Annotated in this window: 25 protein-coding genes and 1 tRNA gene; 22 read left to right on the forward strand and 4 right to left on the reverse strand. The window is 68.4% G+C overall.

From position 1 onward, the window contains the following. The first annotated feature begins 69 nt into the window (after window positions 1-69). The 3 genes from H074_RS02750 to H074_RS02760 all read left to right on the forward strand — a co-directional run bounded on the left by H074_RS02750 (window position 70) and on the right by H074_RS02760 (window position 1,945). Entirely contained in the window at window positions 70-621 is a 552-nt protein-coding gene (locus H074_RS02750; protein ID WP_007028491.1) for a hypothetical protein, read from the forward strand. Between the two features lie 93 nt (window positions 622-714). Next, window positions 715-1,299: a hypothetical protein gene (locus H074_RS02755; protein ID WP_039921329.1), complete on the forward strand. Its 585-nt coding sequence runs from the start codon at window positions 715-717 to the stop codon at window positions 1,297-1,299. Between the two features lie 34 nt (window positions 1,300-1,333). Next, entirely contained in the window at window positions 1,334-1,945 is a 612-nt protein-coding gene (locus tag H074_RS02760) for a hypothetical protein (protein WP_007028493.1), read from the forward strand. Between the two features lie 57 nt (window positions 1,946-2,002). Here H074_RS02760 and H074_RS02765 read toward each other — a convergent pair whose 3' ends face one another. Beyond that, window positions 2,003-2,815 carry a S1 family peptidase gene (locus H074_RS02765; RefSeq protein WP_007028494.1) on the reverse strand — a complete coding sequence of 271 codons (813 nt, stop codon included), beginning with the start codon at window positions 2,813-2,815 and terminating at the stop codon, window positions 2,003-2,005. A 268-nt stretch (window positions 2,816-3,083) separates the two neighbouring features. Here H074_RS02765 and topA point away from each other — a divergent pair, with 268 nt between their 5' ends. The 8 genes from topA to H074_RS02805 all read left to right on the forward strand — a co-directional run bounded on the left by topA (window position 3,084) and on the right by H074_RS02805 (window position 13,630). Continuing rightward, window positions 3,084-5,981, forward strand: coding sequence for a type I DNA topoisomerase (topA, locus tag H074_RS02770; RefSeq protein WP_007028495.1), 2,898 nt, complete (start codon window positions 3,084-3,086; stop codon window positions 5,979-5,981). A 98-nt stretch (window positions 5,982-6,079) separates the two neighbouring features. Beyond that, window positions 6,080-6,655, forward strand: coding sequence for a cadmium resistance transporter (locus H074_RS02775; protein WP_007028496.1), 576 nt, complete (start codon window positions 6,080-6,082; stop codon window positions 6,653-6,655). A gap of 142 nt (window positions 6,656-6,797) precedes the next feature. Continuing rightward, entirely contained in the window at window positions 6,798-7,589 is a 792-nt protein-coding gene (locus H074_RS02780) for an ESX secretion-associated protein EspG (protein WP_039921332.1), read from the forward strand. Then, window positions 7,582-8,355: an ESX secretion-associated protein EspG gene (locus H074_RS02785; protein ID WP_007028498.1), complete on the forward strand. Its 774-nt coding sequence runs from the start codon at window positions 7,582-7,584 to the stop codon at window positions 8,353-8,355. The genes H074_RS02780 and H074_RS02785 overlap by 8 nt, the downstream gene beginning before the upstream one ends. 34 nt (window positions 8,356-8,389) lie before the next feature. Beyond that, the gene (locus tag H074_RS02790; protein ID WP_007028499.1) at window positions 8,390-9,610 is read left to right on the forward strand and encodes a hypothetical protein; all 1,221 of its coding nucleotides are present in this window, start codon (window positions 8,390-8,392) and stop codon (window positions 9,608-9,610) included. A gap of 13 nt (window positions 9,611-9,623) precedes the next feature. Then, entirely contained in the window at window positions 9,624-10,226 is a 603-nt protein-coding gene (locus tag H074_RS02795) for a hypothetical protein (RefSeq protein ID WP_235096644.1), read from the forward strand. Window positions 10,227-10,370: 144 nt separating this feature from the next. Next, a complete protein-coding gene (locus tag H074_RS02800) occupies window positions 10,371-12,425 on the forward strand; it encodes a bifunctional MFS transporter/dTMP kinase (RefSeq protein ID WP_007028501.1) in 2,055 nt (684 codons plus the stop codon). Continuing rightward, window positions 12,422-13,630, forward strand: coding sequence for a DNA polymerase III subunit delta' (locus tag H074_RS02805; protein WP_007028502.1), 1,209 nt, complete (start codon window positions 12,422-12,424; stop codon window positions 13,628-13,630). The genes H074_RS02800 and H074_RS02805 overlap by 4 nt, the downstream gene beginning before the upstream one ends. A 515-nt stretch (window positions 13,631-14,145) precedes the next feature. Here the strand turns inward: H074_RS02805 and H074_RS02810 are convergent. Next, window positions 14,146-15,828, reverse strand: coding sequence for a hypothetical protein (locus H074_RS02810; protein WP_007028503.1), 1,683 nt, complete (start codon window positions 15,826-15,828; stop codon window positions 14,146-14,148). Between the two features lie 140 nt (window positions 15,829-15,968). Between H074_RS02810 and H074_RS02815 the strand changes: the two genes are divergently transcribed. Then, window positions 15,969-16,042, forward strand: a tRNA-Thr gene (locus H074_RS02815). Between the two features lie 82 nt (window positions 16,043-16,124). Here the strand turns inward: H074_RS02815 and H074_RS02820 are convergent. Further along, window positions 16,125-16,763, reverse strand: coding sequence for a TetR/AcrR family transcriptional regulator (locus H074_RS02820; RefSeq protein WP_007028504.1), 639 nt, complete (start codon window positions 16,761-16,763; stop codon window positions 16,125-16,127). Between the two features lie 44 nt (window positions 16,764-16,807). Here H074_RS02820 and H074_RS02825 point away from each other — a divergent pair, with 44 nt between their 5' ends. Genes H074_RS02825 through H074_RS02845 form a run of 5 tightly spaced genes read left to right on the forward strand, consistent with a single transcriptional unit; the run spans window position 16,808 to window position 21,453 of the window. Continuing rightward, window positions 16,808-17,734, forward strand: a complete 927-nt coding sequence (locus H074_RS02825; protein WP_235096645.1) for an alpha/beta hydrolase — start codon at window positions 16,808-16,810, stop codon at window positions 17,732-17,734. Continuing rightward, window positions 17,734-18,558 carry an SDR family NAD(P)-dependent oxidoreductase gene (locus H074_RS02830; RefSeq protein WP_007028506.1) on the forward strand — a complete coding sequence of 275 codons (825 nt, stop codon included), beginning with the start codon at window positions 17,734-17,736 and terminating at the stop codon, window positions 18,556-18,558. Before H074_RS02825 ends, H074_RS02830 begins: the two co-directional genes overlap by 1 nt. Continuing rightward, window positions 18,558-19,487 carry a hypothetical protein gene (locus H074_RS02835; protein WP_007028507.1) on the forward strand — a complete coding sequence of 310 codons (930 nt, stop codon included), beginning with the start codon at window positions 18,558-18,560 and terminating at the stop codon, window positions 19,485-19,487. The genes H074_RS02830 and H074_RS02835 overlap by 1 nt, the downstream gene beginning before the upstream one ends. Beyond that, window positions 19,484-19,969, forward strand: a complete 486-nt coding sequence (locus H074_RS02840) for an NAD(P)/FAD-dependent oxidoreductase (RefSeq protein ID WP_007028508.1) — start codon at window positions 19,484-19,486, stop codon at window positions 19,967-19,969. Before H074_RS02835 ends, H074_RS02840 begins: the two co-directional genes overlap by 4 nt. After that, window positions 19,966-21,453, forward strand: coding sequence for a flavin-containing monooxygenase (locus tag H074_RS02845; RefSeq protein ID WP_007028509.1), 1,488 nt, complete (start codon window positions 19,966-19,968; stop codon window positions 21,451-21,453). Before H074_RS02840 ends, H074_RS02845 begins: the two co-directional genes overlap by 4 nt. 236 nt (window positions 21,454-21,689) lie before the next feature. Here H074_RS02845 and H074_RS02850 read toward each other — a convergent pair whose 3' ends face one another. Then, complete coding sequence (locus tag H074_RS02850) at window positions 21,690-22,154, reverse strand: GreA/GreB family elongation factor (protein ID WP_007028510.1); 465 nt, start codon at window positions 22,152-22,154, stop codon at window positions 21,690-21,692. A gap of 123 nt (window positions 22,155-22,277) precedes the next feature. On the opposite strand from H074_RS02850, the gene H074_RS02855 reads away from it, so the two are divergent. From H074_RS02855 to H074_RS02875, 5 genes are all read left to right on the forward strand, one after another. Further along, on the forward strand, window positions 22,278-22,865 hold the full coding sequence (locus H074_RS02855; protein WP_007028511.1) for a TetR/AcrR family transcriptional regulator: 588 nt from the start codon (window positions 22,278-22,280) through the stop codon (window positions 22,863-22,865). A 116-nt stretch (window positions 22,866-22,981) separates the two neighbouring features. Beyond that, complete coding sequence (locus H074_RS02860; RefSeq protein ID WP_007028512.1) at window positions 22,982-24,208, forward strand: M14 family metallopeptidase; 1,227 nt, start codon at window positions 22,982-22,984, stop codon at window positions 24,206-24,208. An 86-nt stretch (window positions 24,209-24,294) separates the two neighbouring features. Further along, window positions 24,295-24,816 (forward strand): gamma carbonic anhydrase family protein, encoded by a 522-nt coding sequence (locus tag H074_RS02865; protein ID WP_007028513.1) that lies wholly within the window; start codon window positions 24,295-24,297, stop codon window positions 24,814-24,816. Between the two features lie 34 nt (window positions 24,817-24,850). Then, a complete protein-coding gene (rplK, locus tag H074_RS02870) occupies window positions 24,851-25,282 on the forward strand; it encodes a 50S ribosomal protein L11 (protein ID WP_007028514.1) in 432 nt (143 codons plus the stop codon). After that, a complete protein-coding gene (locus tag H074_RS02875; RefSeq protein ID WP_039921335.1) occupies window positions 25,279-25,698 on the forward strand; it encodes a CGNR zinc finger domain-containing protein in 420 nt (139 codons plus the stop codon). The genes rplK and H074_RS02875 overlap by 4 nt, the downstream gene beginning before the upstream one ends. Window positions 25,699-25,750: the final 52 nt, after the last annotated feature.

A 25,750-nucleotide genomic window follows, 5' to 3' on the forward strand; every position in this document is an offset into this window, starting at 1 on the left:
GCCCGGGGTTTGTCCGGCGCAGGCTAATCTCTGCGCGTCACGCCGATCCGATCCGGGGGAGTCCCTGCCATGAGGCGTTCGATCATCCTGTTCGCCGCCGTTCTCCTGTCGGCGGGCTGCGGTGGCACCGAGCCGGCGGCCGCTCCTTCACCTTCTTCCCCCGCGCCCGCGGCCGGGAGTTCCTGGATGGACGGCTTCTGCGGTTCGCTGATCGACTTCGCCAAGATCGGCGATTTCACGATGCCCGGCTTCGAGCAGGATGACGTCGCCAGTGCGCGGAAGGTGATGGACGAGGCCTTCGGGGTGTTCGCGCCCGGTTTCGACAACGCGGTCACCGGCCTGCGGAAGCTCGGCCAGGCGCCGAGCGCGGAAGCCGACGCGGCGCGCAGGAGCACCGTCGACGCGCTGTCGCCGATCCGGGACGAGGTGCTCGCCGCGAAGGCCGCACTGGACGCCGCGCCGAAGGACGACAAGAAGGCCGTGGCCGCCGCCGCGGTTTCCTTCCGGCAGATCGGCTCCCACATCAACGACATGCCCGACCCGTTCCAGCAGCTGGAAACGAACGCTTCGTTGAAAACACTGGCCGCGCAGGCCCCGAACTGCAAGAAGCTGCCTTCCTGACCCTCATCCTTTCGTCACGTTGATTTGCATTGCCCCCCGGTATCGGTACCGTCGGGGGCCAGCCGGGAAGTCGTCAGGTCGGGAGGTGTTTTCGTGCGGCCGCGGTTCACCGTCCTTGCCGCGCTAGCAACAGGTATCGGACTCGGCCTCGCCGGGTGCGGGCAGCAGCCCGCGGTGACTTCCCACGCCAGACAAGAAGGTCTCGCGACGGTCAGCGCGTCGGAGGCCGACCCCACCTCCGCCTGGGCGGAGGGATACTGCGGCGCGGCGGGCGGACTCGTCCGGACGCTGGCGACGTTGCCCAGCGTCGATCCGAGCACGCCGCAGCAGGCTTCCCGTACCTCCAGCGAGCTGATGGTCTCAGTGGTCGAAGGGCTGGATCGCACCTCTTCCGCGCTCGAGAACCTCGGTCCGGCCCCGGTCACCGGCGGCGACACCTCGCGGACGGCCGCCATCGCCCAGCTCGAAGGCATCCGTGCCCGCGCCGACGACGTCCGCCACCGTCTCGACTCCTCAACCGACCCCGAAGCGACGAAAACGGCACTTCGCGACGCGAGGGCATCGCTCGACGAACTAGACCGTCTCGACCTTCTCAGGGGCCTTAACGACGTGCCTCAGCTCGCCGCGGCGAGCAGCCGGATCCCGGGCTGCCAGGAATTGGTCAAGCAACCGCGTTGAGTCACCACGCTGTCACTGGCCATGAGTCGAACTTGTGTTCTATTCTGTCCGGGTGGACGGGACGATCTCGCTCTTCTCGGCGGAGGCGAGCGGGCCGGGGCTCGCCGACCTAGCCGGTGTGCTGTGCGGGCCCGGGCGGATGACGGGCTTCGGGCGGACGGCCGCGCGGCTGTCCGCCGTGGTCGACGAGCCATGGCGGGCGGGTGCCCTCGCCAGGGAATGCCGTCGTCGCGGCGCGGAGGCGCAGGTCTCGGCCGCCGAATGCGGGCGGCCGCTCGTGAGAACGCCGTTCCGGGTCGATCTGCTTCCGCTGGAGCAGCGCTGGAACCGTGGTGAAGGGAAGGTCTTGCCGGAGGGCTTCCGGCTCGACGGGGCGATGTTGAGGATGTGGGCGCTGGCGGCGGGCAGTCCCCAGGGCAACGGCTACCTGCTCGCGCTCGATCCGGAGGCGCCGGAGACGCATGAGCGGCTGATCGCGGCGCTGGCCCAGCTGGGCGTACCGGCGAAGGCTCAGAAGGGCGAAGACTCGCTGCTTCGGGTCACCGGACGGCGGCGACTAGCGCACGTCCTCGAGCTGATCGGGGACGCGCCCGCGGGTGCCGAGCCCGCTTGGCCCAGCCTGGTGCCGGTGGTGCGCGCCGTCTGAGGCTCGTGAGTGGTAATGACGGTTAGAACCGTCATTACCACTCACGAGGGTGGGGCGTCAGGGCTTCGGCGCCCGGCAGTCCGGGTTCGTCAGGTCCAATTCACTGTGCGAGAGGCAGGAGGTCAGCTGGTAGGTCTGCTCCCCGTAGTTGATGCCCTTCCGCACGGTCACGTTCCCGGCCGCGTCGACCTCGCACGGGTTGTTCATCGTGCACCGCTGGCCGCTTTCGTTGCCGGTGTTGTTGACGCCGACGACCTTCCCCGTCGAGGTCTCGATGATCGGCGACCCCGAGGTCCCGCCGATCGTCTTGCACGCCGAGGTGTACCTGATCGAGTCCTTCCAGACCCAGTCCGCCTCGTGCAGCTCGTGGACGAAGCCGTCGATGTCGCAGGAATAGATCTTCTTCCAGTAACCCGACACCACGTCCATCGCGATGCCCGCCGACGGACGGGTCTCCGAGAGCGTCAGCGGGGCGATACCGTAGGCCGACTTGATCTTGGCGTAGCTCGTGTTGAGCTGGTAGAGCGAGACGTCGGTATCGGTCATCGTGGCGTAAAGCAGCTTCTTCGCCTTGAGCGTGCCCAGTGACGAACGGCCGTCCTTGGACAGCAGGCTGAAGGTCCGTGACGACGGCTGGTTGACGATTACTTCTCCGGGGTCCGGGAAACCTTCTTGCAGGCAATGCCCGTTGGAGAGGACGAGGGCGGGGTCGTCGAGGCTCGCCTCGGGCGGTTTGACCACCGACCCGGAGCAGTTCGACAACGCCACGGTTCCGGCGAAAGTGGTCGTGGCCGCTTCCGCCGGGGAGGTTCCGACCAGGGCGGACGCGGTCAGCATGGCGAACAGTGTGCCGAGGAGTCGTCGGGTCACGTGGAGTCCTTTCGGGTCGGCGTGGACATCAAGTGAAGCGTTGGCGGCTGGGGGCCACCACCGTCGAACGGAGGGTGTTCGGCCTGTCACGCGGGACCCCAGGCGGACGTGTCCGACATCACGTGCTAGGTGTTGAAAGGAAACATCGCCGAGCTCAGCGGCGATGCGCTGGACACACGATCGGCGGCGTGTTGCGCCACCTAGCCGTGGTCCGGGCGGTGCGAGCGTGCACACTGACGGGTCGAGAGGCGGCGCGAAGGCGCCGAAGATGAGCGGAGAGCAGGACAGCGTGGCAGGAGCACGGACGAAGAAGACCGCGGCGTCGGGCGACGGCGCGGGCCGTCGTCGGCTGGTGATCGTCGAGTCGCCGACCAAGGCCCGCAAGATCGCCCCGTACCTCGGCGGTAACTACGTCGTGGAGTCCTCCGTCGGACACATCCGCGACCTCCCCCGCGGCGCGGCCGACGTACCCGCCCAGTACAAGGGCGAGTCGTGGGCGCGGCTCGGTGTCGACGTCGACAACGACTTCAAGGCGCTCTACGTCGTCACGCCGGACAAGAAGTCCAAGGTCACCGAGCTGAAGGGCCTGCTGAAGGACGTCGACGAGCTCTACCTCGCCACGGACCCCGACCGCGAGGGCGAGGCCATCGCGTGGCATCTGCTGGAGACCCTCAAGCCGAAGGTCCCGGTGCGCCGGATGGTCTTCCACGAGGTCACCGAGCAGGCGATCCGCGCCGCGGCCGACAGCACCCGTGAGCTCGACGGAGATCTGGTCGACGCGCAGGAGACCCGCCGAATCCTGGACCGGCTCTACGGCTACGAGGTCTCGCCCGTGCTGTGGAAGAAGGTCATGCCGAAGCTTTCGGCGGGCCGTGTGCAGTCCGTGGCGACCAGGATCGTGGTCGAGCGTGAGCGCGAGCGCATGCGCTTCACCTCGGCGTCGTACTGGGACATCTCGGCGACGATGGACGCGGGCGCCGAGGCGTCCCCCCGTAATTTCCCGGCCAGGATGATCGCCGTCGACGGCGCGCGTCTGGCCACCGGCCGGGACTTCGGCTCGGACGGACGGCTCAAGGCTTCGAACAACGAGATCCGCGTGCTGGCCGAGGCCGACGCGGTCCGGCTGGCCGAGGCGCTGAAGAACCGCGACTTCAAGGTCGCGAGCGTCGAGGAGAAGCCGTACACGCGGAAGCCGTACGCGCCCTTCATGACCTCGACCCTGCAGCAGGAGGCGGGCCGCAAGCTGCGGTTCACCTCCGAGCGCACCATGCGGATCGCGCAGAAGCTGTACGAGAACGGGTACATCACTTATATGCGTACCGACTCCACGACGCTGTCGGAGTCGGCGATCTCGGCGGCGCGCAGCCAGGCGACGCAGCTGTACGGCAAGGAATACGTCTCGCCGTCGCCGCGCCAGTACACCCGCAAGGTGAAGAACGCGCAGGAAGCCCACGAGGCGATCCGTCCTTCGGGTGAGGTCTTCCGGACTCCGGGCCAGGTCGCGAAGGATCTGGACACCGACGAGTACCGCCTTTACGAGATGATCTGGCAGCGCACGATCGCGTCGCAGATGGCGGACGCGAAGGGCACCACGATGTCGGTGCGCATCGTCGGCACCGCCACCAGTGGCGAAGAGTGCACCTTCGCCGCGTCCGGCCGCACGATCACCTTCGCCGGCTTCCTCAAGGCGTACGTCGAGGCCGTCGACACCGAGAGCGGCGGCGAGGCGGACGACAAGCAGAGCCGTCTCCCGCAGCTGGTCAAGGACCAGGCGCTGACCGCGACCGAGCTGAGCCCGGACGGGCACACCACGTCGCCGCCGGCGCGCTACTCGGAGCCGAGCCTGGTCAGCAAGCTCGAAGAGCTGGGCATCGGCCGCCCGTCGACGTACGCGTCGATCATCAAGACCATCCAGGACCGCGGCTACGTGTGGAAGAAGGGTTCCGCGCTGGTGCCGTCCTGGGTCGCGTTCGCCGTGATCGGGCTGATGGAGCGGCATTTCGAGCGGCTGGTCGACTACGACTTCACCGCCGGCATGGAAGACGAACTCGACCGTATCGCCGCCGGTGACGAGCACCGCACGCAGTGGCTGTCGAAGTTCTACTTCGGTGGTGACATGGGCGTCGACGGTTCCGTCGGCCGTCTCGGCGGGTTGAAGAAGCTGGTCGGCTCGGGAGTCGAGGACATCGACGCCCGCGAGATCAACTCGATCCCGCTGTTCAGCGACGCCGACGGCCACACCGTCGTCGTGCGCGTCGGCCGCTACGGCCCGTACCTTGAGCGTGAGGTCGACGGCACGTCGCAGCGGGCGAACCTGCCCGAGGACCTGCCGCCGGACGAGCTGACCCCCGCCATCGCGGAGAAGCTGTTCGCGACGCCGCAGGAAGGCCGCGTGCTCGGCACCGACCCGGTCAGCGGACACGAGATCGTGGCGAAGGAAGGCCGCTTCGGCCCGTACGTCACCGAGCTCCTGCCCGAGCCGGAGCCGCTGCCCGAAGGCGCGACAGCCGCGCAGAAGAAGGCCGCGAAGGCGAAGCAGCCGAAGCCGCGGACGGGCTCGCTGTTCAAGTCGATGTCGATCGAGACGATGAACCTCGAAGACGCGCTGAAGCTGCTCTCGCTACCGCGCGTCGTCGGCAAGGACCCGGAGTCCGGTGACGAGATCACCGCGCAGAACGGACGCTACGGGCCGTACCTGAAGAAGGGCACGGACTCGCGTTCGCTCACGACCGAGGACCAGCTGTTCTCGATCACGCTCGAAGAGGCGCTGAAGATCTACTCGGAGCCGAAGCAGCGTGGCCGGTCCGCGACCGCGAAGCCGCCGCTCAAGGAATTGGGCGACGACCCGGTGTCCGGTAAGCCGATGGTGGTCAAGGACGGCCGCTTCGGTCCGTACGTGACCGATGGCGAGTACAACGCGACGCTGCGGAAGTCGGACAGCATCGAGGAGCTGACCGCCGAGCGTGGCGCCGAACTGCTGGCGGAGAAGCGCGCGAAGGGCCCCGCGCCCAAGCGCAAGGCTCCGGCGCGGAAGACGGCGGCGGCGAAGACGACGGCCACCAAGACGACAGCGGCCAAGAAGACCGCCGCGACCAAGTCGGCGGCGGCGAAGTCGACCACGGCGAAGAAGCCTTCGACGCGCTCGACGGCCACGAAGACGAAGTAGCGACCCAGCTCCTCCAAATGTCATGAAAGGGGCGTTCAGGACGAAAAGTGTCCTGAACGCCCCTTTCCGGCATCCGGGTGACCGAAGAAAGGACGAGGGTGGAGCCGGGTCAGGTCGCGCAGGCCGTCGCGATGTTCGCCGTCACCAACATCGACGACATCCTGATCCTGGCGCTCTTCTTCGGCCAGGCGACCGGACGCCGTGACGCCGCGAAGGTCGTCTTCGGTCAGTACCTCGGCTTCGCCGGGATTCTGGGCGCGTCGATCGCCGGTGCGTTCGGCGCGGGACTGCTGCCTTCCACGGTGACCCCGTATCTCGGGTTGCTGCCGATCCTGCTCGGCCTTCGCGCGGCCTGGCTCGTCTGGCGCGATCGCCACGCCGAGGACGAGGAGACCGTGAGCAAAGGTCCCTCGCTACTCGGCGTCGCGGGGATCACCTTCGCCAACGGAGGCGACAACATCGGTGTCTACGTCCCGGTGTTCGCCAGTGCCGGGAAGGGCACGCTCGTCGTGTACGCCGTCGTCTTCCTGGTGCTCGTCGGTGTCTGGTGCGCGATCGGCCGGTTCCTCGCGACGAGGCCGGTGGTCGCCCGCGCACTGTCCCGCTGGGGCCACGTCGTGCTCCCTGTCGTCCTGATCGGCATCGGTCTCCTGATCCTCATCGAGGGACTGTGACCCGGACGCCGCACCCGGCACTTTCCGTGAGCGTCTTGGCTGTTGCCCGCAGGGGCAAAGGTCGCCGGGGACCCGCTCGCCGACCGCTCGCCGAACCGCTTCGTCCATTCGAACAAAAGTTCTAAAAATTGTCGGTACCAGGGTGTTCAATGGTCAGGTGAGCACTTCAACGACCGCTGTCTTCGACGTCATCGACGAGGTCATCGCCCCGCTGGCCGCCGAGGTTCCGGAGCGTCCCTCGGTGATGGAGTTCTACGATCCGGAGCTCGCCGTGCCGCCGGTGCTGGCCGACGAGGAGCCGACTCCAGGGCTCACGCTGGCCGAGGAGGTGGAGCAGTACACCCGGTTCGTGAGCGGGATGGCGACCATCGGGCTGGCCCCCGGCGGTGAGGTCACGCCCGAGGCCGTCGGGCTGTATCGGGCGCTGCGCGGCGGGTTCATCCGCGGCGTGGTGACCGGGGTGTTCCCGGCGCGCGCGGAACCGTGGGAGGTCCGGTTCTTCGGCGACGAGGACTACACCACGGTGCTGAACAAGCTCGGCAGGCGAGCGCGGCTGCGGTCCGGTTTCCTCAGCGCGCTGCCGGGCTGGGTGTTCGACGGCCTGCCCGACCATCCTCCGGGCACCGGCGAGACCGTGCGTATCGAGACGGACGCGGGCGGGCTGATCCCGTTGCGGGCCCGAGAGGCCGTCGAGGTGATCCGTGAAGGCGCTTCGCGGCCGCGGCACGGCACGGTCCTCGTCGATCTCGCGGTGCGGAACTCGATCCTCGCCGAGTACCCGCACGGCGCTTTCGGCCTGGTGGACAACGACCTCGGCCGGTACCAGTTCAGCGCGGCGATGAACGGCGACGGCCGCTGGACGCTCACCTGGGGCCCGGCCAGCCGGTCGACGGCCGAGCAGTGGATCGTGGAGGCGGTGCAGAACCATGCGTGAACCGGCGACCGTGAAGGAACTGATGAGGCGCGCCGCCGAGCCGGTGCTGCGCGCGGTGCCCGAGCGACGGAGCGTGTACCTGGGCTACGACCCGGAGATCACCGACGACGAGATCCGCCGTCTGTGCCCGTCCTACGACGAGCCGGCGGATCTCGTCACCCAGGCCGAGCGGTACGCGGCCAAGGCGGCGATGCTCGAAGAGGCCGGGCTGATGGAGAACGGTGAGATCCATCCCGCCGCGGCCCGGATGCACGGCGTGATGCTGCGGGGTTCGGTGCGAGGTGTCCTCACCGGCGTCTTCGCGTCCGCGCCCCGCTCGGTGCGGGTCGATTGCTACGGCGACGGGCAGCAGGCGGTCGTGTGGCGGATGAGGTCGGGGCGGCGGACCACGTTCAGCCTGAGCGATTTCGGCGAGCTGGGTGCCCGCGTCTTCGGCGGGCTCCCGCACGTCCCCGCCGGTGAGACCGAGCCGATGCGCATCAGGATCGACGGGCACGGCGTTCCGCTGCCCGGCCAGGAGGAAGAGGTCGGCCTGGTCGCCGACACGCTGAGCCGTCCGCGGACCGGGACGGCGATCCTCGATCTGGTCGCCTTCGGCGGTCTGAACGCCGAGTACCCGGACTACGGATTCGTGATCATCGACAACGATCTGGGGAGGTTCGTGTTGTACGCCGCCCCTTCCGAAGGGTGGCTGATGTTCGGTGGAATGGACCGCCGGGCACTGGCGGGCTGGCTGCACGAGGCGGTGGACTTGAGCCGGACGTAGCGGCCATGGGGCGATGACGAGGGGGATGGCAGCTATGGACCTGGACCGCCGCGCGGCCGACGCGTGGTTCCGGCGGCGAGGGCTGCCGATGGTCATCCACCGGCGAAGGCGCGGAGCGGGCGTGTTGCGCCGGTCCACCCCCGGGCTGGTGTTCCTGTGCCTGCTCGATCTGCTGCTGGCCGGATTGCTGAAGCTGCTCGACGTCCCCGAGGACGTGCTCGCGGCCCGGATGCGCAGCAGTGGTCTCGGCTACGTCCTCGGCGTGCTGGCGCTGACGTTCGCCGTGGTCGTGGTGCCGGTGATCGCCGGTCGTCTGATGGCGAAGCTGCTCCGCGCGTTGAGCCGTACCAGGGTCCGCTTGGCCGTCATGGCGGCGACGATCGGCTTCTGGTTGCTCGTGCTGCCACTCGGCGAACGGCTCGCCGGGCTGGTGTCGTGGGACAGCCCGGTGTGGGCGGCCGTGCTCACCAACCTCGTGGCGCTGGCCGTGCTGATGCTGCTGGTCCGGATCGGCGTCGGCTCGATCCTGACCTGGGCGGCGCGGAGCGCGGCCGCCCAGGTCAGGGCCATCGGCACGCTGGCGTCGCGGGCGTTGCCGCTGCTCCTGCTGGTGGTGATGTTCAGCTTCTTCACCGCCGAACTCTGGCAGGCCGTGGAACGACTGACCCCGGGCCGGTTGTGGCTGGTGGTCGGCTTCCTCGTCCTGATCGGCGCTGTGTTCCTGGCGTCGATGCTGTCCGACGAGATGAAGGAGCTGAAGTCCTGGACCGTGGAACCCGGGGCGGCCGTCCTGCGCGGCACGCCGTTCGACGACGAAACCCCTCCACCGGGGCGGCGCGCGCTGACTAAGACCGAGCGCCTGAACATCGCCTTGGTGCTGTTCTTCGCGCAAGCGGTGCAGATCGTGGCGTTCGGGGTGCTGGTGTTCGCCTTCTTCGTCGTGTTCGGGGTGCTGATCCTCCGCCCGGAGGTCGTGACCGAGTTCGCCGGCCGTGAATCGGCGCCCGGAACACTGTTGGGTGTCCCCCTCCCGGTGAGTTCGGCGCTGGTCAACGTCTCCGTTTTCCTGGCCGTTTTCTCCGGTTTGTACTTCGCCGCTTCAACCGCGACAGATGCCCGGTACCGGCGTTCTTTCTTCGAGCCATTGCTGGAGGATGTGAAGACCAGCCTCGCGGCGCGTGACATTTATCTGGCCCATTGGGCGGATGTGCGGCGGGCCGAGGTGGTTACCCTGGAAGCAGAGGACATTCCGTAGTGAGGTGGTCACCATGAGCGGGAAGGGCGGAACCCCCTTCTTCGATGCCCCCGACTTCGTGAAAGGCGATGGCACTCAGGCAGATCCTCCGGGCGACACGTTCGCCGACCCGCTGTCCGGACTGGTCACGACCGGTACAGGCGCCCAGGCCGATCCGTCGGCCGGGGCCGACGAAGTCCACGTGCAGGTACCGGGACCGGTCCAGCACGACCCCGAAGTCGTGAGCAGGATGGTCGACGCGGCCATGCTCGCGGACGAGCAGCCCGCCCAAAGCCCGGGCGCCGAACAGACCGCCGCCAAGATCGTCAGCACGGTCGGTGAGCAAGGCGCTGCGCCGATCGGGATCCTGCCCCAGCAGCGCACCTGGCCGTCGAGGCCGGCTCAGCTGATCCGTCAGCCCCGTCGCGTGAAGCCGGAAGAGCCGGTCGAGGTCGACGAAGAGGCCGAGGTCGAAATACGGCGTGCCAAACGTTCCCTTCAGATGCCGAGGCTCGGCAAACCGTCGTCGAACACCACCGGTGTCATGATCGCGATCGCGCTCATGATCGTCTTCGCGGTCCTCGCCATCCAGCTGCTGGCCAGCCTGTTCGACAGCATCGCGGGGATCTTCGGGTAACCCGTCCGGCGCCTGCCGCCGGACGGGGCCGTCCGTCCAGACGTCACCCATCGGGATACCCTGGCCATACGGTCGGGGGATCCGGTGTTGACCGGGTCGCACCCGGCGCCGCGTGACTAGTGGGGTGGGCGTATCAGCGAGGGCGTGCAGTCGGTGCCCGAGGCGGGCACGGGTGGTTCGACGGGGCGTGACGCTTCCACCATGCACCGCGTGCGGCGGGTGCTGGCGATCAAGCCGTTCCGCCGGATCTGGGGTGTCTCGTACCTGTGCAGTGTCGCGGACTGGCTGAATCTCCTGACGCTGACCGGTCTGGTCACCAAACTGACCGACAACTACGCCGCGCAGAACTTCGCGTTCGTCGGGGTCGTGCTGACCTCGCTGCTGCCTGGCCTGCTGTTCGCCCCGCTCGGCGGGCTGCTCGCAGACCGTTTCGACCGGCGCAAGGTGATGGTGCTCTGTGACCTCGGCCGATGCGGGTTCCTGCTGTCGATCGCGTTCGTCGGTACGCCGTGGTGGGTGTTCGTCGGTAACTTCCTGGTCGGCTGCTGCGCGATGATGTGGATCCCGTCGAAGGACGCGGCGGTGCCGAACCTGCTGCGCCGTCCGGACCAGGTCGAGACGGCCAACCAGCTCGGCATGGTGATGACCTACGGCCTCGCGGTGATCACCGCGGCCGGGGCGAACGCCGTGCTCACCGGTAGCAACACCACGTTCCACTTCTTTCAGGGCGACGCCCAGCTCGGTATCGCGAAGGTCGCCGTCGTCATCACCGGCCTGCTGTACCTGACCAGCGCGATCGTGATCGCGACCCGGATCCCCGAGCTCTCGCTGCGCAACGTCCACGCGGTCGAAAAGCCCAAGGTCAAGGCCGCCGACGAGGAGAAGTTCGGCTTCCGGCAGATGATCGCCGACGGCGCCCGGTTCGTGCGGACGACGCCGCTGGTACGCGGGCTGATGATCGGTGCTTTCGGCGCATTCGCCGCCGGTGGCGCGGTGATCGGTTCGGCCAAGCCGTATTCGTCCAGCCTGCTCGCCGGTGACGCGGCGTTCAACCTGCTCGTGCTCGCCGTCTTCCTCGGGCTCGCCACCGGTATGGCGATGGCCCCGAAGCTCGCCCGGCGGCTCGCGCACGACCGGCTGTTCGGTATCTCGATCGTCGCCGCTGGCCTGTGCCTCGTCGTCGTCGCGCTGTCGCCGCATCTCGCCGTTTCGCTGGTCGCGGTCGCCGCCGTCGGCGTCTGGGCCGGGACCGCGTTCCTGACCGGTGTCACGATCATCGGTTCGCGGATCGAGGACTCCATCCGCGGCCGGATCAACGCGATCTACCAGTCGCTGATGAAGATCGTGCTGTTCGGCTCGACGGTGCTGGTGCCGGTGCTGATCAGCGCGGTCCAAACGACCGAGGTCGACTTGTGGGGCAGCACGATCACGATCGACGGGACGCGGCCGGTGATGATCGGCGGCGGTCTCCTCGCGCTGCTCGCCGGCATCTTCGCGTACCGGCAGATGGACGACCGGCGGGCGGAGCCGATCCTCGCCGATCTCCGCAACGCCTTGCGCCGCAGCCCGCGCCGGGTGAACGGGCTGCTCATCGCGCTTGAAGGCACGCGGGCGATCAACACCGAGACGCAGGCCGCGCGGCTGGCCGAATGGCTGCGCGCGGGCACGCGTCCTGTCGTGCTGGCGGCTGACCCGGCCCTGGACGATCAGCGGCTCGCGAAGCTCGTCTCCGGTGCTTCGCTGTCCGGTGCGCGAGCGCAGGCGCTGGCCGCCGCCGCGGTGCGGGCGGACATCGTCGAACGGGACATCCAGCCCGCGCTCGACGCCGGTTCCGTCGTGGTGATGGAGCGGTTCGTGGACTCGCCGCTGGCGCATCTGTCCGCGGTCGCCGGACTGGACAGCCAGGAACTCGAAGGGCTCGCCGACTGGGCGACCGGCCGGTTGCGGCCGGACATCACCATCCTGCTCGACGCCGATCCCGGCACGGTGATGCGGAAGTCCGAGTCGCTGGACGCGCAGTGGCGGGTGCAGCACCTGCTCACGGAAATGGCCGCCGCGGACCCGGACCGGTACGTCGTGGTCGACGCGGAAGGCACCGAGGACGAAGTGAGTGACCGGGTGCGGACCGCGATCCGCGCGGTGCTCGTCGGCAGGCTCGCCGGGCTCGCTCCGGCGGAGGAAAAGGTCGAGGTGAGATGACGGAAGCCCCTGCGCTGATCGGTGTCTGGAAGCAACTCGTCGGCCAGGAGCCCGCCGCGCGCACGCTTTCTTCGGCGTCGACGGCGGCCGCGCGGATCATCGAGAACCAGCCTGTCGCGCCCGGCGCGATGACCCACGCCTGGCTGATCACCGGCCCGCCGGGGTCTGGGCGCTCGACGGCCGCGCGGGTTTTCGCGGCGGCGTTGCAGTGCAGTACCGGCACCGGATGCGGTGATTGCCCGGGCTGCCGCACCGTGATGGCCGGGACGCACGCGGACGTCAAGCTCGTCGTGCCGGAGGGCCTCTCCATCTCCGTCGCCGAAATGCGTTCGCTGGTGCAGGCCGCCGCCCGCCGCCCGACCACCGGGAAGTGGCAGGTGGTGATCATCGAGGACTCCGACAGGCTGACCGAAGGCGCGTCGAACGCGTTGCTGAAGGCCGTCGAGGAGCCGCCGGACCGTACGGTGTTCTTGTTGTGCGCGCCGTCCGATCACCCGGACGACGTGTCGGTGACGATCCGCTCGCGGTGCCGTCTTGTCACGTTGCGGACGCCGCCGCCCGAGGCGATCACGCAGGTGCTCATGGAACGGGACGGCATCGATCCCGAGCGCGCGCGGTGGGCCGCGTCCGTCTCCAGTGGACATGTCGGCCGCGCGCGACGGCTCGCCACCGATGAGGCCGCCCGGCAGCGACGGGCGACCGTGCTGCGGATCCCGCTCGGCCTGCGCCGTCCGTCCGATGTGTTCACCTGCGCCGATCAGCTGATCAGCGCGGCGGAGGCCGACGCGGGGGAGGAAAGCAAGGTCCGCGACGAGGCCGAACGTTCCGAACTCCGCACCGCGATGGGCGGTGACGGCGTTGGAAAGGGTGTCGCGGGGGCGAAACGGGCCGCCGAAGCCGCCGTGAAGCAGCTCGAGAAGCGCCAGAAGTCACGCGCGACCCGGACCCAGCGGGACACCCTCGATCTCGCGCTGGTGGACCTGGCCGCTTTCTACCGGGATGTGCTCGTGACCGCGAGCGGCGCGGGCGCGACGCTGAACCACCCCGACCACGCCTCGGAAATCTCACAGGCCGCCTCCGCCTGGGCGCCGGACTCGATCCTGCGCCGCCTCGAAGCCGTCCTGGAATGCCGCGAGGCCATCGACCTGAACGTGAAGCCGAGGATCGCCGTCGAAGCCATGGTCACCACCCTGCGTCAAGGCTGACGCGCTCTCCGCTCGCTACCCCACCCCAGCCCCCCGCCCGTCCCAGGGGGGCGACCCCGAGTCCAGTTTACCGGGGGTGGCGGGGGAAAAGGGCTGGTCGCGGGAGTTGTCCACAGGTGGGGATGGTTGTGGACAAGTGCTGTGGGTAAGTGAAGGCGCTTCGGGTCCGAGACGGCGGCGACATTGGGGACACTGGAAGCGAGCGAAGCGGCGAAAGCGAGCACCGCGGATCACCCCGAGGACCGCGGCGAGGGGGGTGTGTGGAAATAGGGACACTCAACGTCTCTATTTCCACACACCCTCGGAGCTGCCGGCGTCATCAGCAGGTGACTGTGTGGTTTGCAGGTCATCAACGACCCGAAACCACACAGTCACGGCGAAGGCCAAAAGCGAAAGGCCCCTTCACCGCGTCGAAGCGGCGAAGGGGCCCTTAAGCGTCAGCGATCAGGGTACGAACGGTCCTCTCACGCGGGGATTGAGCGTGAAAGGACCGTTCATCACCCTCCTCGCCCCGTCTAGTCCTCCGAGCGCGGTCGCGGCGAAGGCTTGAATCCCGGCGAGTTCTTGGCGACGGGAACCACCGCGAGCCGGCGCCGTCCCGGCATGGCGGCCACGAGGACCACGCCGATCAACAGCATCGCGGTACCCGACCAGAACATCGGCACCGTGTCGTAGGCGGCGTTGGTGTAGGCCAGGTTCTTGACCGGCCCCTTCGGCGCCGCACCACCGTTGTTGCCCGCGGGTGGGGGAGTCGTCGTGCCGCACTCGACACCGCCGGCCGGCGCGTACGCGCGCGCGATCTGCTCACCGAGCGAGACCTGGGCCAGCGATGAAGGGAGCTTCTTCGCCGCGTCCGGCGGCAGCGCCTTCTGCAGCGCCGTCGTCGGCAGGATCTGCAGGTCCAGCAGCCGCGCCGAGGCGCCCATCTGGAAGCCCTTGAACGGCGAGGTCATGTCGCTCGACTTCTGGTTCAGCCCGGCGATCGACAGCTTCAGCACCCCGAGGTCGAGCGTGAGCCCGTTCCCGGCCTCACCGCCCGGCAGCTGCTTGGTGGCGCCGTCCAGCATCTCGACCAGCCCGCCGACGACCGGCACGTTCTTCAGCTGCTCGAAGCCGGGGACCTGCTTGAGCGACGGCAGCGGGATCCCGATCGGGATGTCCTTGGCCGGGTTGTTCGCGTCGAGGGTGAACAGCACCTTGTCGCCGCGGACGATCTGCAGCACCGGCGCGCTGTACTCGACCTTCGACGTCTTCTTGTCACCGGTCGAGGTGACCCGCAGCGTCGGCTGGCTGGCGACCTTGATCGTCAGGCCGAGCGGCGTGCCCTTCAGCAGTTCGATGTTGGCCGCCTGCAGGGTCGACGTCGATTCGACGGCCTTGTTCTTCGAGCCGGGGATGTCGACCAGCCGCACGACCGAACGCGACGACAGCGTGTTCGGGAGGCTCAGCACGGCGCCCTTGCCGTCGGCGCTGGTGCTGGTGCCCGAAAGCAGACCGCCCAGGTTCGCCAGCGGGCCGGGAAGCGCCTTGAGACCGGCCGTGAGCTGTTCGTTCGCCTGGGTCAGCTGCTCGGCGCCCGGGATGTTCGGGATGGTCGGCAGCAGCGCGAGGTTCGCGATCGACGTGCTCGAGTCGGCGATCGTGCCGACGCACGGCCCGAGCGTCGGGCTCCAGCGCGCGTGCGCCTCACCGTTGAGCAGGCCGAGGTTGAACAGCGGGTTCTTCGGCGCGTTGAGGCCGCCGCTGATCGGCTTCGGGTTGTCCGGCAGCGCCGTCTGCACGAGGCTGCCCGGCGTCTGCGGCGCGTTGCCCGCGGCGGACAGGCCGAACGGCGAAGACTGCGCGATCGACTTCTCGTAGTTCAGGTAGGCCTCGGAGTTGGCCTGCGCGCTGGAGAGCCCCATCCCTGCCTCGAGCGCGGACTGCTTCGGCAGCATCTCACCCGCTCCGGGCAGGATGGCGCTGGTCGGCACCGCGTTCGGCAGCAGCCGCAGTACGCCGAGCGCCGCCCCCGCGTCACCGACCGCCTTGCCCAGCGGCTGCGGCCCGATCGGCGCCGACATCGGCGGCTGTCCCGGGTTCGCCGGATCGGGGATCGGCGTGGTCGGGATCGTCTGGGCGGTCGCCGGAGCCGCGGTCAGCAGAAGCAGGGCCGCGGCGGCCGGAAGCGCCAGCACACGGGGCAGTCGTTGCCGCATGAACAGGTCCTCCAGTGGGGATGGGCCGATCTTGGGGGACTGAGACCGGCGTCATAGGACCCTAACGACGGTGGCCCCGGAAGGTGACGTTCAACCCTCCGCTACACTGGTCCCCGTCATCGGGTGCGAGCCCGATGTACGCCGCCTTAGCTCAGTCGGCCAGAGCGATTCACTCGTAATGAATAGGTCAGGGGTTCGATTCCCCTAGGCGGCTCCGCAGGTCAGGGCCCCATTCGGACACTCCGGATGGGGCCCTGAACCGTTTACGGGCCAGCTCGCGTATCCGACCCGGAAATTCACCCGTTGGTGTCACCCTTGAGGAACATCCGCGACAGTGAGGTGCCCACTCCCGTGAGGTGGTCGACGAGCGCGTCCGCGTCGGCGTCGAGCAGGCCGGAGCGCCACGCGAGCATGATCTCCACGAAGCCGCCGATGCCCAGCAGGACGTTGACCCGGAACTCCAGCCCGTCCACGTCCGGCTTCAGATGCGGCCGCGCGAGGTCGATCAGCAGGCCGGTGGTGTCCTGGACGGTCTGCCGCCGCAGTTGCTCCAGCACCGCGCTGCCCGCGTGGTCGCCGAACAGGATCTGCGCCCGGGCCGGCTCTTCCTGCACGTGATGCACGACGACGTCGACAGCGGCGCGAAGCTGGTCCAGGGCGGGCTGTTCGATCCGGGCGGCGACAGCGTCGAGGACCATCCGCAGGGTCTCGTCGCGGACCTGTTCCCAGGCGGTGGCGAGCAACGCGTCGCGGTTGGCGAAGCTCTCGTAGAAGTACCGGTCGGTCAGGTTCGCCCTCGCGCAGACGCCGCGCATGGTGACCGCCGCCCAGCCCTGTTCCTGCCAGATGTCGAGTGCGGCGCCGAGGAGGGCGAGCCGTCGTTCGGCGCGGCGCTCGTCGGCGGTCTTGCCGCTGTAGCGGCGGGACGCGGTCACCCCTCCATCTTGACAGCAGGTGCCCGCAGATTCATTCTGAGGGCATGCGACCGCAGAATGGCCTGCGACCCGGTTTGGCCGCCGCGCTGACGTCCGCCTTCGTGCGGCCGATCGCCAACGCGATCCCGGCCAGCCGGGCAGGTATCGCCTTTTCCCGCGCTTTCATCGCGAGCAGTTTGTGGCTGGCTTCACCGCCGCTGAAGGGGAGTCGCATCGAGCCGGGCATCCGTGGCGAGTGGGTCCGAGGGCCCGAGGTGACCGAGGGCAACGCCGTGGTCCTCTACATCCACGGCAGCGGTTACGCGCTTTGCTCGGCGCGCACCCATCGCGGGCTGACCACACGGATCTCCGACGGCACCGGCCTGCCGGTCTTCGCTTGCGAGTACCGGCTCGCACCCCGGCATCGCTTCCCGAACGCCGCCGAGGACGTCCGCGCGGCCTACGACCGGCTCCTCGACCAGGGATATCGGCGGATCCTCGTCGCGGGTGACTCCGCGGGCGGGCATCTCGCGGTGGACCTCGCCGCGCAGCTGATCCGGGAGCGCCGCGAACCTCCTGCGGCACTGGCGCTTTTCTCACCGTTGTTCGACGTGACGTTTTCGTTGGCCGCCCAAAGAGAACGCATGAGCCCGGACCCGATGATCTCCGCCGCCGCGGCCGCGCGGCTGGTCGGTCTGTACACAGTGGACGCCGACCTCGCGTCGGCGCGATTGCGGTTCACCTTCGACGACATCAAGGGTTTCCCGCCGACGATCATCCAGGCGGGCGGCCTCGAAATGCTCGCCGCGGACGCCATCGAACTGGCCAGGGCCCTGCGCCGCGCGGGTGCGGACTGCGAACTCGAAGTGGTCCCCGGCCAGATGCACGTCTTCCAGGCATTGACCCGTTTCATTCCCGAAGCGGAACCGGCGATGGAGCGGGCTTGCCGGTTCCTCACCGGGAATCTTCCGGCGATCGTGAGGGCGGCATAGTGACGAAGCGGACCCATGGAGCGCACGCCATCGTCACGGGCGCGGGCAGCGGGATCGGGAGGGCGATCGCGGCCGAGCTCGTCCGGCGCGGCAGCCGGGTCGTCTGCGCCGACATCGACCTCGAAGCCGCCGAGGAAACCGTGGCAATCCTCAAGAACAAAGGCGAAGCGGTCGCCATCGCCTGCGACGTGTCCAGTGTGGACGAAGTCGCCGACCTCGGGAACCAGGCGCGGTCCTGGTTCGGCCGGGAGCCGGACCTCGTGGTCAACAACGCCGGGATCGGCGCCGGCGGCAAACCCGTCGGGGAGAGCCCGTTGTCCGATTGGCGGCAAACCCTCGGTGTGAACCTCTGGGGCGTGATCCACGGCTGCCACACCTTCGTCCCCGCCATGCGCGAGGCGAAGGCGGGCGGTGTCATCAACGTCGCGTCGGCCGCCGGCTTCACCGCCGCGCCGAAGATGGCCGCGTACAACGTGAGCAAGGCCGGCGTCGTCAGCCTTTCCGAAACACTGGCCGCCGAACTGTCCGGCACCGGTGTCGCGGTCACCGTGCTGTGCCCGACCTTCGTGCGCACGAACATCTTCGGCGGCGAACTCATCGACGCCGAGGCGCGCGGGCTCGCCCAGCGGGTCTCCGATCTCGTCGGGTTCTCGCCGGAGCGCGTCGCCAAGATGACGCTCGACGCCCACGATCGCGGACGCCTTTACGTGGTGCCGCAGCCCGACGCCCGGCTTCTGTGGCACGCCAAGCGTTTCGTGCCTGTCCCGTACACGCGGATCGCCGGTCTGCTCGGCCGGTTCCTGCCCGCCGAAAAGGAGAAGTGATGGCCTACGACTTCGCCGCGATGCTCCAGACCATCAAGGACAAGCAGTGGTCGCTGGCCGACATCGACTGGGACGCGCCCGGCGCCGAGACGATGACCGACGAACTCCGCGCCAAGATGCGGCCGTTCATGGCCGACCTCGTGTGGATCGAGCACGTCGGCGCCCGCGGGTTCGCCTCACTGGCCAAGAAGGCGCCGACACCGGTGATCCAGGAGATCTACCGCTACTTCCACGCCGAGGAACAGAAGCACGCCAACGCGGAACTGGCGCTGATGAAGCGATGGGGCATGCTCGACGAGCACGGTTCGATGCCCGAGCCGAACATCAACGTCAAGCTCGCCATCAAGGTCCTCGACGACTACGGCGACACCCTGCCGCTGACGGCGCTGGCCACGCTCATCCCGCTGCTGGAATGCGCGCTGGACGGCGCGCTGGTGAAGTTCCTGCTGGAGGAGGTCTCCGATCCGGTGTGTCACCAGGTGTTCCGGCACATCAACTCCGACGAGGCCCGGCACATCACGGCCGATTTCGAGGTACTGGAACTGATCGGCGCCGGTTCCACGACCAAGCTGCTCACCGAGTCCATCGGCTCGCTCAAACCCCAGATCGTCCTGGGCCTGATCGTGGTGTTCGTCCCGCTGATCAACAAGATGCGGGACAACATCGTCGCGATGGGCCTGCCGGAGAAGAAGCTGTACAACGCCGTGAAACGGTTCTCCACCATCGGCGGTCGCGGCGAGTTCACCAAACGCATCCCGGCGTATCACGTGCTCAAGGCGCAGGCGGCGATGATCGTCGACCGCTCGCACGTCTACCACCGGCTGCTCGCCGACCCGATGGTGAAGGTGACCCGCCTGATCCCCGCGCGGCTGCTGGGGAAGCCGCAGTCGTGGACCGAGGAGATCACCCACGAACCGGTCGCGTCATGAAGCTGGGCGAATTCCAGGGCGAGGTGCTGCGCGGCACCGAGTGGTTCGGGCACGACTTCACCGGGCAGCGGGTCGCCGTCGTCGCGCCCGGCCGCGAGGCGGCGCAGATCGTGCCCGAGGTGGCGGCCACCGCGCGTTCGGTGAAGGTGTTCCAGGAGGAACCCGATTGGGTGGTGCCGATGCCGGTCCCCGGGCCGACCGCCCTCGGCATCGCCGTCGCCCGGGTTTTCCTGCGCTGGCAGGTGAAAGACCCGTGGATCCGGAGGCTGCTGACGCCCGACCGCCGCTTCGGCTCGCGCCGGACGGCGCCGGGGCTCGGCTACTACGGGGCGCTGCGGCGGCCCGGCTGCAAGCTCATCACCTGGCCGGTCTACGCCTTCGCGCCCGATGGAATCCGCACCGCCGAAGGTATCGAGCACCAGGCCGACGTCGTCGTGCTCGGCGCCGGTTCGCGCTTCGCCAAGGAAGGACTTCCCGCATGACGCCGGACCACGAGATCGCGATCATCGGCGGGGGCTTCTCCGGCATCGGGGCGGCGATCCTGCTTCAAAGGGCGGGTTTCGAAGACTTCCTGATGCTGGAGGAGGGCGACGGCGTCGGCGGTGCCTGGCACTGGAACACCTACCCCGGCGTCGCCGTCGACATCCCGTCGTTCAGCTACCAGTTCTCGTTCGAGCAGATCTCCGGCTGGTCGCGGGTCTACGCGCCGGGCCGTGAGCTGAAGGCCTACGCCGACTACTGCGTCGACAAGTACGACATCCGCCGCCGCACGCGCCTCGGCAGCAAAGTCGTCTCCGCCACCTTCGACGACGAGACACATTTGTGGAGTCTCGAAACCGCCGACGGATGGTCGATGACGGCACGATTCGTCGTCGGCGCCACCGGCGTGCTCACCCAGCCGAAACCGCCGGACATCGACGGGATCGACGGCTTCCGCGGCACGGTCATGCACACCGCGCGCTGGGACCACGGTGTCGATCTGCGGGGCAAGCGCGTCGCCGTCGTCGGGACCGGGGCCTCCGCCGTGCAGGTGATCCCGTCCATCGCGCCGGAAGCCGGCCGGCTGACGGTGTTCCAGCGCACGCCGATCTGGTGCCTGCCCAAACCCGACGCCGCCCTGCCCCGGCCCGCGCGGCTCGCGCTGCGGCGGCTGCCGGGCGCGAAGCTGGTGTCGCGGCTGGCCAGCCAGGCACTCGTCGAGGTGACCTTCCCGCTGGCGGCGCATTTCCACAACCTCCTGCCGACCGCCGGCGCGGGCGAACGGATCGGACGCGCGCATCTGCGCCGCGCCGTCAAGGATCCCGAGATCCGCGAGAAGCTGACCCCGCGTTATGCCCTGGGATGCAAGCGGCCGAGCTTCTCCAACGAGTACCTCCAGACGTTCAACCGGGACAACGTCACACTGGAGACCACGGGCATCGACGCGATCACGGAATCCGGCGTACGCACCGTCGACGGCACCGAGCATCAGGTCGACGTCCTGGTGCTGGCGACCGGGTTCAAGGTGTTCGAGAAGGGCAACATGCCCGCCTTCACCGTGCGCGGCACGGGCGGCGCCGACCTGGAGAAGTTCTGGGAGGAGAACCGTTTCCAGGCCTATCAGGGCGTCAGCGTCCCCGGTTTCCCGAACCTGTTCACCATTCTCGGGCCCTACGGCTACAACGGTTCCTCGTACTTCAACCTGATCGAGACGCAGACCGCGCACATCGTCCGCTGCCTGCGCAACGCGCGCAAGACCGGCGCGACCCGGGTGGAGGTCACCAGCGAGGCCAACGACCGGTACTTCCGGAGCATGCTGGACCGCCGCAAGCACCAGGTGTTCTTCCAGGACAGCTGTTCGCTGGCCAACAGCTACTACTTCGACGCGAACGGGGACGTGCCGTTCCGTGCCTCGCCCACGCTGGAAACGATGGTGACGAGCCGGTTCTTCGACCTCGGCGACTACGCCTTCGCGGACGGCCGGTGAACACTGGCTGAAGTCCGCCGCCCCGGGCCGACGCGCTGGCGCAACTGCAGGCCACTCGCCTGCGGGAATACGTCGCGAAAGCCACTTTCGCGACGTCTGATGTCCCCAAAGTGGCTTTCGCGACATGGCCATGCGCGCCACGTGACTCGAATCGTCACGCACGGCCTTTGAGTCAAGTCCGTGAAGGCCCCCTTCATGTACTCCAGGTACCTGAAGGGGGCCCTCACGGAACAAGGTCAGGCAGGCGGCTTCAAGGTGACGACAGTGGCGCTGGTCTCGCCACGCGGCGTCCGGTACGTGATCTCGTCACCCTCCTTGGCGCCCACGAGCGCGAGGCCGAGCGGGCTGTCCGAGGTGACCGTGGAGGCGTCCGCGTCCTCGCCGGGGATCGTGACGATGTGGAGCTCGTCTTCGTCGCCGTCGGCGAACCTGATGGTGACGGTGGTGCCGTCAGGGAGCAGGCCCTTGCTGTCGCGCCCGCCGTGCTCGAGTTTCGCCGCGACGTCGGCGATGCGCCGGTCGAGGTAGGCGGCTGCCTCCGCGCGGTCCAGCACCTCCGCCTGGTCGGCCGCGTCGCCGGTTCGTTCCTGCTCGCCGACGAGCGGCGCCATCGCGTCGCGCTGCGCACGTAGATCGGCGAGTTCCTTCTCCAGCTGCCGTCGCGCGGCCGGGCTGAACCCGTTGTCCCCTGAGGTCACCATGCCGCGCATTGTCCGCTACGGATCGGCGGCTAGCCACCCAGGTTTTTCACCCGCTGTGATCGGCCAGGACGGTTGCCCTAAGCTTCAGGGCCCCCGTCCTGACTACTTGGTGTAAGGAACTTCGTGACCGCCGTTCCCGGCCGCAGCGCGCGGCTCTCCCCCAATCAGCTGCAGAAACAGGAGCAGATCGTCGAAGCGGCGCGTGTCGTGCTCGCCAGTGACGGGCTCGCGGGCTGCACCGTCCGCGCGATCGCGGACGTCGGGCCGCTCACGAAGAGTGCGATTCATTACTACTTCGCGGACATCGACGTCCTGATCGACCGTGCGATGGCGGCGCACATCACAACGTTCACCGCCGATTTGCGCAAAATTTCGGCGAAGCACGATCACCCGGATGAGCGGCTCTTCGCGGCGCTGGAGGCCTTCCTGGCCGAGTTCTCCGGCCGCCCGAACGCGGCCTTCCTCTGGTTCGAGTACTGGATCGCCGCGGGCCGGGCGCAGCACCCTCAGGCCATCGACGTGATGCTCACTTCGATCACCGAACTGCTCGCGGAACTGCTCGCCCCGCTCGACGTGGAAGACCCTCGGGCGCGGGCGCGGGCACTGCTGTCCTATCTGCTCGGCGCGATCGTCCAGCAGCGCGTCCGGCGGCGGCCGTTCGCCGCGCTGCGTGGCGACATCGAAGCGCTCTGTTTCGCGAACTACGGGTAGAAATACGCATTAGATCCGTACCGTTACGGATTGTTCGGTCTCCACGCCGCGGCCATGGTGAGGTACCCCTTCCCTTGCCTGAGAGCTAGGAGACGACGATGCGCATAAGACGGTGCATGGCCGTGGCGATCGCGGCCGTCGCGGCGTTCACCATCCCGGTCGCCGCCAGTCCGGCGACCGCCGACCAGCAGGCCGAGGACGCGCAGGTCCAGATCTACGAGGTCTTCGGCACCGGGACCGCGCAGCAGCGCACCCAGATCTCCCGGCTGGGCGTCGACGTCCTCGGCTCGTCCGGTTCCACGACCACGGTGATCGGCGAGGCGCGCGACGCGGCGAAGATCCGTTCGCTCGGCTTCCGTGTCGAGCAGCGCGGCGTGGTCGACAGGTCGGAGAAGGTCGGCACGAACGCGATCAACGACTTCCCGCCGTCGGACTCCGGCTACCACAACTACGCCGAGGTGACGACGGAGCTGCGCAACGCCCAGGCGAACTACGGGTCGATCGCGCGGCTCAGCAGCGTCGGCAACTCGTATCAGGGCCGTGCGCTGAACATGCTCAAGATCAGCGACAACGTCGCCACGGACGAGAACGAGCCCGAGGTGATGTTCACCTGCAACCAGCACGCGCGTGAACACCTGACCACCGAGATGTGCCTGCGGATCGTGAACCGGTTCACCCAGGGCTACGCCTCCGACCCGGCGATCAAACGGTTCGTCGACAGCACCGAGATCTACGTGATCCCGAACGTCAACCCCGACGGCTCGGAGTACGACATCTCCGGCGGCAGCTACAAGTACTGGCGCAAGAACCGCCAGGGCAACGGCACCGACCCCAACCGCAACTGGGGCTACAACTGGGGCTGCTGCGGCGGTTCGTCGGGCTCGACCACCAGCGAGACCTACCGCGGCCCGTCGGCGTTCTCCGCCCCGGAGACCCGGGCGGTGTCCGACTTCGTCAACTCGCGCAAGATCGGCGGCGTCCAGCAGATCAAGGCGAGCATCGACTTCCACACCTACTCGGAGCTCGTGCTGTGGCCGTTCGGCTTCACCTACAACGACACCGCCCCCGGCATGACCGCGGCCGAGGCGCAGCGGTTCCAGACGCTGGGCCGTCAGCTGGCGGCGACCAACGGCTACACGCCGCAGCAGTCGAGCGACCTGTACATCACGGACGGGACGATCGACGACTGGATGTGGGGCACCCACAAGATCCTGAGCTTCACCTTCGAGATGTACCCGCGGGGCTCCAACCCCGGTTTCTACCCGCCCGACGAGGTGATCGTCCGGGAGACCACGCGTAACGACAAGGCCGTGGACCTCCTGCTGAACACCGCCATCGGCTGACGCTTCAGCGTTCCGTGAAGGCCTCCTTGAGGGACTCTGGGTCTCTCAAGGAGGCCTTCACGGACTTTCGACATAGGGTGCGGGACATGCCGATGTTCGAATTCGAGGGGCACCGTCCCCAGGTGGATCCCGAAGCGTGGATCGCCCCCACCGCCACCCTGATCGGCGACGTCGTCGTCGAGAAGGGCGCTTCCGTCTGGTACGGCGCCGTGCTGCGCGCCGACTTCGGGAAGATCCTCATCCGCGAGGGCGCCAACATCCAGGACAACTCGGTCATCCATGTCAACGGCGGCGTGACCGAGGTCGGCAAGAACGTCACCGTCGGGCACCAGTGCCTCGTGCACGACTGCACGATCGGCGAGCAGGCGCTGATCGGGAATGGCTCGACCGTGCTCGACAAGGCGCAGATCGGCGCGAAGGCCCTGGTCGCGGCCGGTGCCACCGTGACGCCCGGAATGGTCATCCCGCCGGAGACGGTCGCCATGGGCAGCCCGGCGAAGAAGCACGTGCCGCTTGACGGCACCGCCCGCGGCTGGGTCGAGCACAACGCGGTGATCTATCAGGAGCTGGCGCGCCGTCACGCGGAGGGCATCAAGCCGATCGATTGACTCTCCAGTAACTGGAGACCATAGCTTCGGGCGCATGGCACCGAAATCGAAGAAGAAGACGCACCAGGCGACGCTCGAGTTGACCGCCGGCAACGCGCCGGTGGTCGACCTCGGGAAGACGCTCGGGCAGACCGGCGTGAACCTCGTCGAGGTCAAAAAGGCCTACGACGCGGCGACCGCCGCGCAGCGCGGCGACATCGTCCCGGTGGTCGTGTCGGTGTTCGAGGACCGTTCCTTCGAACTCCGGCTGAAGACCCCGCCGGCGTCGTTCCTCATCAAGAAGGCGTTGGGCGGCAAGGGATCCGGTCGCCCAGGCCATGAGGTCGCCGGGAAGCTGACCCAGGAGCAGTTGCGCGAGATCGCCGAGCGGAAACTGCCGGACCTCAACACCGGCGACCTCGAAGCGGCCATGCGCACGATCGCGGGCACGGCCCGCTCGATGGGCGTCGCGATCGAAGAACCGTGACGCGCAAGCACGTGATCGTCCCGCCTTTCCGCGACCTCGACCCGGCCCTCGAGGTCGCGGAAAGGCTGCTGGCCCAAGGGAATTCGTGGCTCGGCGGAGTCGTGTCAGCGCTACCGGACGAGCACGCCGCCGCCGACCGGCTCAACCGGATCCTCGCCGGGACCGGCGCCGCGCCCCGGCTGGTCGAAGTCGCGAACGGCTGGCGCCTCGTGCAGGTGACGTCGTGGCCCGGCTGCGGGGACCTGGTCGCGGGTGCCTCCGGGCTGGCGGAACTGGTCGCGTTCGGCGGCTGGCGGCGGCTCAAACGCTGTGCCGTCTGCGCACAGGCGTTCTGTGATCGCACGGCCGGGTGCAGCCGCCGGTGGTGCGCGGGACACCGTCCGCACGCCGAGTCCCGCAGCGGCGGAGTGCTCTAGGCTGGTCCGCACCAGCGACTGGCGCCATTTGAGGTGGAGCACCACCGGGAAG

Origin of the sequence: Amycolatopsis decaplanina DSM 44594 (genome assembly GCF_000342005.1) — a bacterium.
Classification (GTDB): domain Bacteria; phylum Actinomycetota; class Actinomycetes; order Mycobacteriales; family Pseudonocardiaceae; genus Amycolatopsis; species Amycolatopsis decaplanina.

What these genes read in the sequence shown, in the direction of transcription:
- H074_RS02845 (WP_007028509.1), top strand. Translation starts at nt 19,966, where the DNA reads ATGACGCCGGACCACGAGATCGCGATCATCGGCGGGGGCTTCTCCGGC.
- H074_RS02795 (WP_235096644.1), top strand. Translation starts at nt 9,624, where the DNA reads ATGAGCGGGAAGGGCGGAACCCCCTTCTTCGATGCCCCCGACTTCGTG.
- topA (WP_007028495.1), top strand. Translation starts at nt 3,084, where the DNA reads ATGAGCGGAGAGCAGGACAGCGTGGCAGGAGCACGGACGAAGAAGACC.
- H074_RS02810 (WP_007028503.1), bottom strand. Translation starts at nt 15,828, where the DNA reads ATGCGGCAACGACTGCCCCGTGTGCTGGCGCTTCCGGCCGCCGCGGCC.
- H074_RS02805 (WP_007028502.1), top strand. Translation starts at nt 12,422, where the DNA reads ATGACGGAAGCCCCTGCGCTGATCGGTGTCTGGAAGCAACTCGTCGGC.
- H074_RS02785 (WP_007028498.1), top strand. Translation starts at nt 7,582, where the DNA reads ATGCGTGAACCGGCGACCGTGAAGGAACTGATGAGGCGCGCCGCCGAG.
- H074_RS02850 (WP_007028510.1), bottom strand. Translation starts at nt 22,154, where the DNA reads ATGGTGACCTCAGGGGACAACGGGTTCAGCCCGGCCGCGCGACGGCAG.
- H074_RS02835 (WP_007028507.1), top strand. Translation starts at nt 18,558, where the DNA reads ATGGCCTACGACTTCGCCGCGATGCTCCAGACCATCAAGGACAAGCAG.
- H074_RS02825 (WP_235096645.1), top strand. Translation starts at nt 16,808, where the DNA reads ATGCGACCGCAGAATGGCCTGCGACCCGGTTTGGCCGCCGCGCTGACG.
- H074_RS02790 (WP_007028499.1), top strand. Translation starts at nt 8,390, where the DNA reads ATGGACCTGGACCGCCGCGCGGCCGACGCGTGGTTCCGGCGGCGAGGG.
- H074_RS02840 (WP_007028508.1), top strand. Translation starts at nt 19,484, where the DNA reads ATGAAGCTGGGCGAATTCCAGGGCGAGGTGCTGCGCGGCACCGAGTGG.
- H074_RS02865 (WP_007028513.1), top strand. Translation starts at nt 24,295, where the DNA reads ATGCCGATGTTCGAATTCGAGGGGCACCGTCCCCAGGTGGATCCCGAA.
- H074_RS02860 (WP_007028512.1), top strand. Translation starts at nt 22,982, where the DNA reads ATGGCCGTGGCGATCGCGGCCGTCGCGGCGTTCACCATCCCGGTCGCC.
- H074_RS02750 (WP_007028491.1), top strand. Translation starts at nt 70, where the DNA reads ATGAGGCGTTCGATCATCCTGTTCGCCGCCGTTCTCCTGTCGGCGGGC.
- rplK (WP_007028514.1), top strand. Translation starts at nt 24,851, where the DNA reads ATGGCACCGAAATCGAAGAAGAAGACGCACCAGGCGACGCTCGAGTTG.